The sequence below is a fragment of the Nocardia sp. NPDC057440 genome (genome assembly GCF_042802915.1).
Lineage (GTDB): Bacteria > Actinomycetota > Actinomycetes > Mycobacteriales > Mycobacteriaceae > Nocardia.
This window is the reverse complement of sequence record NZ_JBHVDF010000005.1, coordinates 391,925-403,072: the sequence shown is the minus strand read 5'-3', so window position 1 is coordinate 403,072 and position 11,148 is coordinate 391,925. Positions and strand designations below refer to the sequence as shown.

The following is an 11,148-nucleotide window of genomic DNA, read 5'->3' as shown; positions in this document are numbered from 1 at the left end:
ACCTCAGCTGAACTGAAACGACCAGGAGCCCCACCGATGGCCGACAATGACGAGCTTCGCCGGTATCTCAAGAAGACCGCGCTAGAGCTGTACGAGACCAAGCAACAACTGCGCGAAATCACCGACCGGTCGCGTGAGCCCATCGCCATTGTCGGAATGGCTTGCCGCTACCCGGGTGGCGTGCGGTCACCCGAGGATCTGTGGCGCGTTGTCGAAGGCGGCGTGGACGCCGTCGGCGACTACCCGTCGGACCGGGGGTGGGACCTGGAGCGGCTGTTCGACCCGGACCCGGATGTGCCCGGCACGATCTACACCCGGCAGGGCGGGTTCCTGGACTCGGTGGCGGATTTCGATCCGGCCTTCTTCGGTATCAGCCCGCGCGAGGCCGCGGCGATGGATCCACAGCAACGCCTGATGCTCGAGGCGTCCTGGGAGGCGTTGGAAGACGCCGGTATCGACCCGGCGTCGTTGCGCGGCAGCGACACCGGGGTGTTCGCCGGGGTCGTTCATCAGAACTATGGTCCACGCGTCGGCTCCGCCGGGATCACCGCCGAGACGGAAGGCCATGTCTACCTTGGTGTTTCCAACAGCGTGCTGTCCGGCCGGATCGCCTACACCCTCGGGTTCAAGGGCCCGGCCCTCTCGGTCGACACCGCGTGCTCGTCGTCTTTGGTGGCCCTGCACCTCGCATGCCAGGCGCTGCGTCAGGGTGACGCCACACTCGCCCTGGCAGGTGGCGTCACCGTGATGTCGGACCCGTCCCTGCTGATCGCGTTCGCCCGGCAGCGCGCGCTGTCCTCCGATGCCCGGTGCAAAGCGTTCGCGGCCGCCGCCGATGGGACCGGCTTCTCCGAAGGTCTGGGGATGCTGGTACTGGAGCGGCTGTCGGACGCACAGCGTCTCGGGCACACCGTCTTGGCGGTGGTGCGTGGCAGCGCGGTCAATCAGGATGGCGCGAGCAACGGTTTGACCGCGCCGAACGGCCCGTCCCAGGAACGCGTCATCACGCAGGCGCTGGCCAATGCCGGTCTCGACCCGGCCGACGTCGACGCGGTGGAAGCCCATGGCACCGGCACCATGCTCGGCGACCCGATCGAGGCGAGCGCGCTGATCGGCGTCTACGGCGCGCGGCGCGATGCCGCGCCACTGCGCCTGGGGTCGTTGAAGTCCAATGTCGGCCATACCTCGGCCGCGGCGGGCGTCGGCGGCGTGATCAAGATGGTCCAGGCCATGCGCCACGGTGTGCTCCCGAAGACATTGCATGTGGATGAGCCGACCCCGCACGTGGATTGGTCGGGGGGCACGGTGCTACTGCTGCAGGAGCAGCAGCCGTGGCCCGTTGGCGAGCGAATCCGGCGGGCGGGCGTGTCGGCCTTCGGGGCCAGCGGCACCAACGCCCACCTCATCCTCGAGGAGGCGCCCGCCGCCGGGCAGGAGGCCGCCGGAGAAACAGCGGAGCACGGGGTTGCCGCGGTGACGGCGACCGCCCATCCCGATCCGTCGGACGTTGTCGCGCTGCTGGTGTCGGCGCGTTCCGAGCCGGGGCTGGCGGCGCAGGCGGATCGGCTGCGGCAGTGGATGCTCGGCGCGTCCGATGTCGACGTGTGGGATACCGCGTTCTCCCTCGCGACCTCCAGAGCTCATCTGGATGTGCGCGGCGCGGTCGTCGGGCGCGACCGCGCAGAGCTGCTCGCGGGCTTGGCCGCGCTTGCGGGCGGTGCCGTCGCCGCGCCCGGCGTCGATGTGGTGCGCGGGTCTGTCGGCGCAGGAGGGACGGCGTTTCTGTTCACCGGTCAGGGCGCGCAGCGGCCCGGGATGGGCAAAGGGCTGTATTCGGCGTTTCCGGTGTTCGCGGCGGCGCTCGATGAGGTGTGCGCCGCATTCGATCCGCTGCTCGGGCAGGCCAACCCGTCGCCCGACCACCACATCTCGAGCAGCTCCACGCTGTCCTTGCGAGAGGTGATGTTCGCCGAGGACAGCGCGGCGCTCTTGGATCGGACGGAGTTCACCCAGCCCGCGTTGTTCGCGTTCGAGGTGGCGTTGTACCGGCTCGTCGAGTCTTTCGGCCCGACCCCGGACGTGCTGCTCGGTCACTCCATCGGTGAGCTGGTCGCGGCGTATATCGCGGGGGTCTGGTCGCTGTCGGACGCGTGCGCGCTGGTGGCCGCGCGCGGGCGGTTGATGGGTGCGTTGCCGCCTGGCGGGGCGATGCTCGCGGCCGCCGTCTCCGAAGACGAGGCGACCGCGCTGGTGGCCGGGTACCACGACCGACTGTCGGTGGCCGCGGTGAACGGTCCGTCGTCGGTGGTGTTTTCCGGCGACGAGGATGCAGTCGATGAGATCGAGCGACTGCTCGGCGACCCCAGCGGCAGGCCAGAGGCGGCAGCGGAGCCCAACCATGAGGGCCCAGCGAATGCCGTCATTCGACACAGTCGCAAGACGAGCAGGTTGCGGGTCAGTCACGCCTTCCATTCGGCGCGAATGGAACCGATGCTGGCCGAATTTCGTGCGGTGGCGGAAAGTTTGACCTACCGAATGCCCACCGTCCCGATTGTCTCGAATGTGTCCGGCGTGGTGGTCGATCGTGAGCTGACCGATCCGTCGTACTGGGTAGGTCAGGTACGGGGAGCCGTCCGCTTCGCTCCGGGCGTCCAGGCACTGGTCGCGACCGGCGCCCGCCGCTTCCTCGAGATCGGACCGGATGCGGTGCTTGCGGCGATGACCCGCCAGTGTCTGGCCGAAGACCCCGATATCGAGGCGCGGTCGGTGGTGACCGCTGCCGCCCGGCGCGGCGCGGACGAGGCCGCGCAGTTCACCACCTTCCTGGCCGCCGCGACCGCCGCCGGACTGGAGGTCGACTGGCGCGCGGTGTACGCGGGCCGGTCGACGCGCCGAGTGGCGTTGCCGACCTACGTATTCCAGCGTCAACGGTATTGGCTCGCGCCTACCGACGGTCTCGGCGATGTCGGCCGCGCCGGTCTCATGGCCATCGACCACCCCATGCTCGGTGCGGCGGTCGCGATGGCAGGTACCGACGAGTGGCTCTTCACCGGTCGGCTCTCGACGGCGGCACAGACGTGGATCGCCGATCACACGGTGTTCGGCGCGGTCCTGCTGCCCGGCACCGGTTTCGTGGAGTTGGCATTGGCGGTCGGTGCCCGGTTGGGTGTCGAAATCATCGACGAACTGGTTCTCGAGGCGCCGCTGCGCTTGGATGACCGGACCGAGATCGACATCCAGATCAGTGTCGCTGCGCCCGACGACAACGGGCAGCGACGGTTTGTCATCGCTTCGCGGCCTGCCGACGAACAGTCCGCGGGCGCGAGCGGAATCACGCACGCGCACGGCGTTTTCGCGCCGGGCAGCGTGCTTTCCACCGCCGAGTCCGGCAGCTACAGCGAGCCGCCGGACGACGCGACACCCGCGGGCGCGCTGTATGACCAATTGGCCTCGCTCGGACTCGATTACGGATCCGCGTTCCACGGCGTGCGCCGGACCTGGCGCGATGGCGACAACGTGCTCGCCGATGTGCAGTTGCCCGCCGAGGTCGGCGCGGACGCGGCGCGGTTCGGCGTGCACCCGGCGCTGCTGGACGCCGCGCTGCACGCCGCGGTGGACGAACTGTCCGCGGATCTGCGGCCCGGCACGGCGCCGCTGCCGTTTTCGTTCCACGGTGTGCGGTTGTATCGCCGCGGCGCGACGGCGGCACAGGTGCGAATCCGGCGGACCGGAGCCGACAGTGTGCGGCTCGAACTCTGCGATGACGCGGGAATTCTCGTGGCGACGGTCGAATCGCTGCGGGCGCGTCCGGTCGACAGCCAGGTGGTGAACAACGGTCTTTCCGTCGGTCGCCACGCGCTCTACGACGTGCGATGGATCTCGGTCGAATCGCCGGTCACGGTCGACCCGGGCGCCCGGCGGATGGTCGCGGTCGGTGCGCGGACCGAGTCCGGATTCGATGAGGACTACCCAGATGTGGCGGCACTGGTCGGGGTGTACGGCCCGGATGCCGAGGACGCGGGGCAGCACCCGGCCATCGACGCGGTGGTGTGGTTCGTCGACGACACCGAATCCGCGGCCGCCGTCGCTGTGTCGTCGGATGCTGGTGCTGTCGCTCCGGATGCCGGCGCAGTGCCCGCGGCGGGCATGGTGTCGGCGGAGGCCATCCATCGACGTCTGCATACGGCGTTGGCGATGATTCGATCGTGGTTGCGGCTGCCCGCCGCGGCCGAGTCCCGACTGGTCGTCGTGACGCACAACGGCATCGGCCTGCCCGGCGAGAATCCGGACCTGACGGCGGCGGCGACGTGGGGCCTGCTGCGCAGCGCGCAATCGGAGCATCCCGGTCGAATCATTCTGGTGGACAGTGCCATCGACGGCGAGGTGACCCCCGAGCTGATCGCGGCCGCCCTCGATGCCGACGCGGCGCAGCTTGCGGTGCGCGAGGGTGCGCTGCTCGAGCCGCGGCTGACCCGTCGCGACGGTGCCACCGGGTCGGCCATGACGCTCGGCTCCGGGGCGGTGTTGATCACCGGCGGCACCGCCGGTTTGGGCGCTGCGGTCGCCCGGCATGTCGCCGTGACGCACGGGGTGCGTGACCTGGTGTTGGTCTCGCGGCGTGGCCCAGCGGCCGACGGCGTCGCCGACCTCGTCGCCGAACTGACCGAGCTCGGAGCTCGACCGAAGGTGCTGGCCTGCGATGTCGGCGACCGCGCCGCCGTACAGACGTTGCTCGACAGCATCTCCGACGGTCCCGCATTGACCGCTGTCATCCACGCGGCGGGCGTCCTCGACGACGGCACCATCGACACGCTCACCCCTGAGCAGGTCGACCGCGTGCTCGCACCGAAAGTCGATGCGGCACTGCACCTCCACGAGCTCACCCTCGACCGCGACCTTTCGGCGTTCGTGGTGTTCTCCTCGATCGCGGCGGTGCTCGGTTCGGCGGGACAGGGCAACTACGCGGCGGCGAACTCCGTTCTCGACGCGTTGGCGCTGCGGCGCGTCAACGCGGGCCTACCCGCCGTTTCGGTGGCGTGGGGTCCGTGGAACGCGAGCAGCGGTATGACAGCCGAACTGGACGCGGCAGCCCTGGTCCGGTTGTCGCGTATGGGTTTTCGGCCGTTGGTGCAAGCCGACGGACTCGCGCTGTTCGACCTGGCCTGCGGTGGCGGGGCACCCTTTGTCGCGGCAGTCGACTTCGACGTCGCGGCATTGTCCGTGCAGGCCCGCGCGGGCCTACTGCCCGGTCTGCTGCAGTCGCTGGTGTCGTCGCCGCGGCGCGGAGGCACCGGTGGTGGGGATCTGGCCGGGCGCTTGGCGGCGGCGTCGCCGGACAAACACGACGCGATCGTGCTCGACTTCGTGCGCAGTCAGGTCGCCGAGGTGCTCGGGTACGCCGCGGGCGAGCTGATCGACGCGGAGAAGCCGTTCACCGAACTGGGTTTCGATTCGCTCGGCGTTGTGGAGTTCCGCAACCGCCTCGCCAAGGCCACGGGTCTGCGGCTGCCCTCGACCCTCGCCTTCGACTACCCGACGTCGGCGGCGATCGCCAGGTATGTGCGCTCGCGGATCGAAGGCGCCACAACGAGCGTGCGCCGCACCCAACAGCGGACGCGAACCGATGAGCCGATCGCGATCGTCGGCATGGCCTGCCGGTATCCCGGCGGTGTCGAATCGCCGGACGGACTGTGGGATCTGGTGTCCTCGGGTACGGACGCCATCAGCGAGTTTCCGTCCGATCGCGGCTGGGCGCTCGAGCGTCTGATCCATCCCGACCCCGACCACCCCGGCACGTCCTACGCCAAGGAGGGCGGGTTCCTGACGAACGTGGCCGACTTCGACGCGGGGTTCTTCGGCATCGGCCCGCGTGAGGCGATCGCGATGGACCCGCAGCAGCGGTTGCTGCTCGAGGTGTCGTGGGAAGCGTTGGAGCACGCCGGGATCGATCCGACGTCGTTGCGTGGCAGCGACACCGGTGTCTACACGGGAGTGATGTACCAGGACTACGAGGCCTTGTCGCGCAAAGCCGGGCCCGAGGTCGAGGGCTACGTCGGGACCGGTGTGGCGGGCAGCGTGGTGTCCGGACGTGTGTCGTATGCGCTCGGCTTGGAAGGTCCGGCGATGACAGTGGATACGGCGTGCTCGTCGTCGCTGGTCGCGCTGCATGTGGCGTGCCGGGCGCTGCGCCAGGGGGAGAGCTCACTGGCGTTGGTCGGCGGCGCGACGGTCATGGCGACGCCGCTGGTGTTCGTGGAGTTCTCCCGGCAGCGCGGTTTGGCGCCGGACGGACGGTGCAAGTCGTTTTCGGCGGCCGCCGACGGGGTGGCCTGGTCGGAGGGCGCGGCCGTCCTCGTGGTGGAACGGTTGTCGGATGCACTGCGATTGGGCCACGACGTGCTCGCGGTGGTGCGCGGCAGCGCGATCAATCAGGACGGTGCGAGCAATGGTCTGACCGCGCCGAACGGTCCCTCGCAGGAGCGGGTGATCGCGGCGGCGTTGGACAACGCGGGCCTGCGCCCAGCGGATGTGGACGCGGTGGAGACACATGGGACAGGCACGCCGTTGGGCGACCCGATCGAGGCGCAGGCGTTGATCGCCGCCTATGGACAGGATCGACCGGAGCTGCCGCTGCGGATCGGTTCGCTCAAATCCAATATCGGTCACACACAGGCGGCTTCCGGCGTCGGTGGCGTGATCAAGATGGTGCAGGCATTGCGACACGAGACCTTGCCGAGGTCGTTGCATGTGGACGAGTTGTCGCCGCATGTGGATTGGTCGGCGGGGGCGGTGCGGGTGCTGACCGACCCGGAGCGATGGCCCGCGGGCGATCGGGTGCGGCGCGCGGGAGTGTCGTCGTTCGGGATCAGCGGCACGAACGCGCACGTGATTCTCGAGGAAGCGCCGAGGACACCGTCCGATCGGCAGCATCGAGCAGCAGTGTCGGAGCCCGACGGCGGCGCAGCTGCGCCGGCCCGTCCGCACCTCGACGTCGTCGCGGTGCCGTTGCTGGTGTCGGCGAAGTCGGAGGAGGGGTTGAGGGGTCAGGCGCAGCGATTGCTGACCTGGTTGACCGACCGCCCCGAGGTGGATCCGTGGGCGGTGGCGCGGTCATTGCTCGACTCGCGCGCGTTGCTGGATCGGCGCGGGGTCGTCGTCGGTCGTGATCGTGCGGAGCTGTTGGCCGGTCTGGCCGCTTTGGCCTCGGGTTCGCCGCGGCCGGGTGTGGTCGACGGCGTCGCGGGTTCGGGCGAGACGGCCTTCCTTTTCACCGGCGGCGGCGCGCAGCGGGTCGGCATGGGCGCCGGGTTGTACGAGGCGTTTCCGGTGTTCGCGGCGGCGTTGGACGAGGTGTGTGCAGAGTTCGATCGGCACCTCGGCGGAGCCGACACGGCAACCGGCCACTCTGCGACGAGCTCCACGGTGTCACTGCGTGAGGTGATGTTCACCGATCCTGAGGGTCTGCTGGATCAGATGGCGTGGATGCAGCCCGCGCTGTTCGCGTTCGAGGTGGCGATGTTCCGCCTGCTGGAATCCTTCGGTGTGACACCGGATGTGGTTGCGGGGCATTCGTTGGGCGAATTGGTCGCGGCGTTCGTCGCGGGGGTGTGGTCGCTTGCCGACGCGTGCGCGCTGGTCGCGGCGCGTGGTCGGTTGATGGGGGCGGCGCCGTCCGGCGGTGCGATGCACGCGGCGGCCATTTCGGAGGCCGAGGCCGTGGAGATGTTGGCCGGCTACACCGACCGGGTGTCGCTCGCGGCGGTGAATGGTCCGGAGTCGGTGGTGTTCTCGGGGTTCGCGGATGCCGTCGACGAGATCCAGCGGCGGCTTTCCGACGCTGGTCGTAGGAATTCACGGTTGCGGATCTCGCACGCGTCCCACTCGGTGGTGATGGAGCCGATCCTTGCCGAATTCCGTGCTGTGGCAGCGGGATTGACGTATCGGGAGCCGATGTTGCCGATCATGTCGAACGTCTCGGGCGAGCGAGCGGGCGCCAAGGTGCTGGATCCGGAGTACTGGGTGACGCATGTGCGCAGTTGTGTGCGGTTCGCTCCGGGGGTCGACAGTCTGGTCGAGTCCGGTGTCCGGAGGTTCATAGAGGTCGGCCCGGATGCGGTGCTGACCGCGATGGCTCGTGAGTGTTTGGCGGAGCGCCCGGAGGTGGCGGCGAAGTCGGTGGTGCTGGCGTCGTCGCGCCGGAAGGTCGACGAGACGGTCGGGTTCGTCACATGTCTCGCGCATGCCCATGTGGTGGGGATGCCCGCGGATGTGCGGCGCTTGTTCGCCGGACGTACCGCGGACCGAATTGTGTTGCCGACGTACGCGTTCCAGCACCAGCGGTATTGGTTGCAGCCGAGCGACGACGTCGTGGCAGGCTCGTTCGGGCATCCGCTGTTGACGAATGCGGTGCCGCTCGCCGGAAAGGACGAGTGGCTGTTCTCCGGACGAGTCTCCTTGCGGACACAGCCCTGGATCGCCGACCACGCGGTGTTCGGTACGGCGTTGCTGCCGGGGACGGCCTTTGTGGAATTGGCATTGGCAGCGGGTGCGCGACTGAACGTCGATGCCGTGGAGGAATTGCTGCTGGAGGCGCCGCTGCTGCTCGCCGGTGGCGCCGAAGTCGACCTGCAGCTGAGTGTCGAGGCGCCGGACGACGAGAGCAGGCGCGCCTTCGCGATCTACTCCCGTTCCGAAGCCGCCGAAGCGGACTCGGCCGACGCACAGCCGTGGGTGCTGCACGCACGCGGCGTCCTGACCGCCGCCGACGAGGTCGCCCCGACATGGGACGAGCGGACCTGGCCGCCATCGGGTGCCGAGCCGTCGGACGACGGGTCGTTCTATGACCGCCTGGCACAGCGTGGTTTCGACTACGGCCCGGTCTTCCAGGGCGTGACCGCGATGTGGTCGCACGGCGAGCGGACTTTCGCCGAGGTCTCCCTCAGCGAATCGGTGAGCGAGTCGGCCGCCGCGTTCGGCATCCATCCCGCGCTGCTGGACGCGTGCCTGCACGTGGCCATCGGCGAGCTGATCCAGGATCTGCCGCCGGGTCGGATACCGCTGCCTTTCTCGTTCACCGGAGTGCAACTGTGGCGTTCCGGCGTCGCCGCGGTGCGTGCCAGAGTGGTTCGCGACGGTAGCGGGCAAGTACGGATCGATGCTGTCGACGACGCCGGTTCGATCGTGCTGACTATCGCCGGGGTCGCCGCGCGGCCCATCGACGCGGAAGTTCTCGCGGCGAGCACGGCGCGCCGCGCGTTGCCGCTGAACCTGCGATGGACCGAGTCGTCGCTGGTTGCCGCGTCGTCTTCCGGTGTGTCGGCGACAGTAGGGTCAACGCGTGTGCCCGGCATCGACCAGCACTACACCGATGTCGCGGAAGTGGTCGCGGCCGAAGTCCTTCCGGACTTCGTCGTATGGTCGATCCTCGGTGATCCCGCCGTGGTCGCCGACGAGGCAGCCACCTCCGCTGAGCGCGCCGCGGCGATTCGGCAGTCGGTCCACACGGCCTGGGATGCGTTGCGTTCGTGGCTGTCGATCGAGCAACTGACCGAAACCCGGCTCGTGGTGGCGACCCATCGTGCGGTGGGCCTACCGGGCGAGCCGGTGGACCTGGCGGCTGCCGCGGTGATCGGTCTGGTCCGCAGCGCCCAATCCGAATACCCCGGCCGGATTGTGCTGCTCGACCACGACGGTGACCTGCACGCCGATCTGGTGCGCGGCGTGATCGAGTCGGATCAGGCTCAGGTCGCCGTCCGCGACTCCCGGATGTTTGTGCCGAGGCTGGCGAGCGGCAGTGTTTCCGACAACGCCGGTTCGCTCGACACGGGCGCCTTCGGTGATGGCACGGTGCTGATCACCGGCGGCACCAGCGGTATCGGCGCGGTGACGGCTCGGCATCTTGCCCTCGTGCACGGCGTCGAACACCTGCTGCTGGTGTCGCGCCGGGGTGAACAGGCCGACGGTGTCGCGGAGCTGGTTGCCGAGCTGGCCCGACTAGGAGCCGAAGCGCGCGTCGTCGCCTGCGACGTCGGTGATCGGGCGAGTGTGGCGGCAGTCCTCGATTCGATCGGGACCGAGCACCCGTTGACCGCGGTGATCCACTCCGCCGGTGTGCTCGACGACGCCACGATCGCGACGCTGACCGCGTCACAGTTCGATCGGGTGCTCGCGCCCAAGGTCGACGGCGCGCTGCATCTGGACGAGCTCACCCGAGAGCACGATTTGGCGGCGTTCATCGTGTTCTCGTCGCTCGCCGCGGTGCTCGGTTCACCGGGACAAGGTAATTACGCGGCGGCGAACTCGTTCCTCGATGGGCTCGCGCGCGCCCGCCGCGCGGCGGGCCTGCCCGGGTTGTCGGTGGCCTGGGGACCGTGGAACCAGGACACGGGCATGACGGGCACCATGGACCGGGCCGCTGTGGCACGGCTGGAGCGATTCGGCGTGAAGGTGATCAGCGACGACGACGGGACCGCGCTGTTCGACGCCGCCGTCGCCATGGACGAGGCGATGGTCGCCGGTGTCGAGTTCGACAAGCCCGCGCTGTCCGCGCAGGCTCGCGCCGGACTGCTGCCCGATGTGCTCAGCGGTCTGGTGCCGGCACCGGCCAGAGTGCGGCGTGCGACGAGCGGCGCGACCAGTGGTCAACTGGCACAACGGCTTGCCGCGGCGCCGGAGGACGAACGGGACGCGCTGGTACTCGGGTTCGTGCGGGAAACTGTCGCGGCGGTACTCGGATACCCGTCGGCGACGGCGATCGATCCCGAGACCCCCTTCAGTGAACTGGGATTCGATTCGCTCGGCGGTGTCGAGCTGCGCAATCGCCTCGCCGAGTCCGCGGGCATGAAACTGCCGACGACGCTGGTGTTCGATTACCCGACCGCCACCGCCGTGGCGAAGTTCTTGCGCTCGCGTTTGGAAGCAGTCTCGACGACTTCCGCGCTCGACGACCAGATCGCCTCCCTCCGAGCCCTGTTGGCGACCATGTCGTCGGCGGGTGAGAAGGAGCGCCTTGCCGAGCGCATCCGCGCGACGCTGGCCGAGGCACTACAGGAACCCGAATCCACCACTCGCAGTGACCGCGACGCCGTCGAAGCGGCGAGTGTCGATGAACTCTTCGCGCTCATCGACCAGCAGATCACCTCCTAGTAA

1 protein-coding gene and 1 pseudogene are annotated in these 11,148 nt (G+C 69.2%); both read left to right on the top strand.

Annotation, left to right across the window (positions count from 1 at the left end):
• Positions 1-48: 48 nt before the first annotated feature.
• Positions 49-3,813: pseudogene (locus ACFU4Z_RS13275) on the top strand (type I polyketide synthase); the annotation flags it as partial.
• Positions 3,814-3,921: 108 nt separating this feature from the next.
• Positions 3,922-11,145: a type I polyketide synthase gene (locus ACFU4Z_RS13270; RefSeq protein ID WP_379062560.1), complete on the top strand. Its 7,224-nt coding sequence runs from the start codon at positions 3,922-3,924 to the stop codon at positions 11,143-11,145.
• Positions 11,146-11,148 lie beyond the last annotated feature (3 nt).

Coding starts and splice junctions, on each gene's coding strand:
- ACFU4Z_RS13270 (WP_379062560.1), top strand. CDS start 3,922: ATGGTCGCGGTCGGTGCGCGGACCGAGTCCGGATTCGATGAGGACTAC.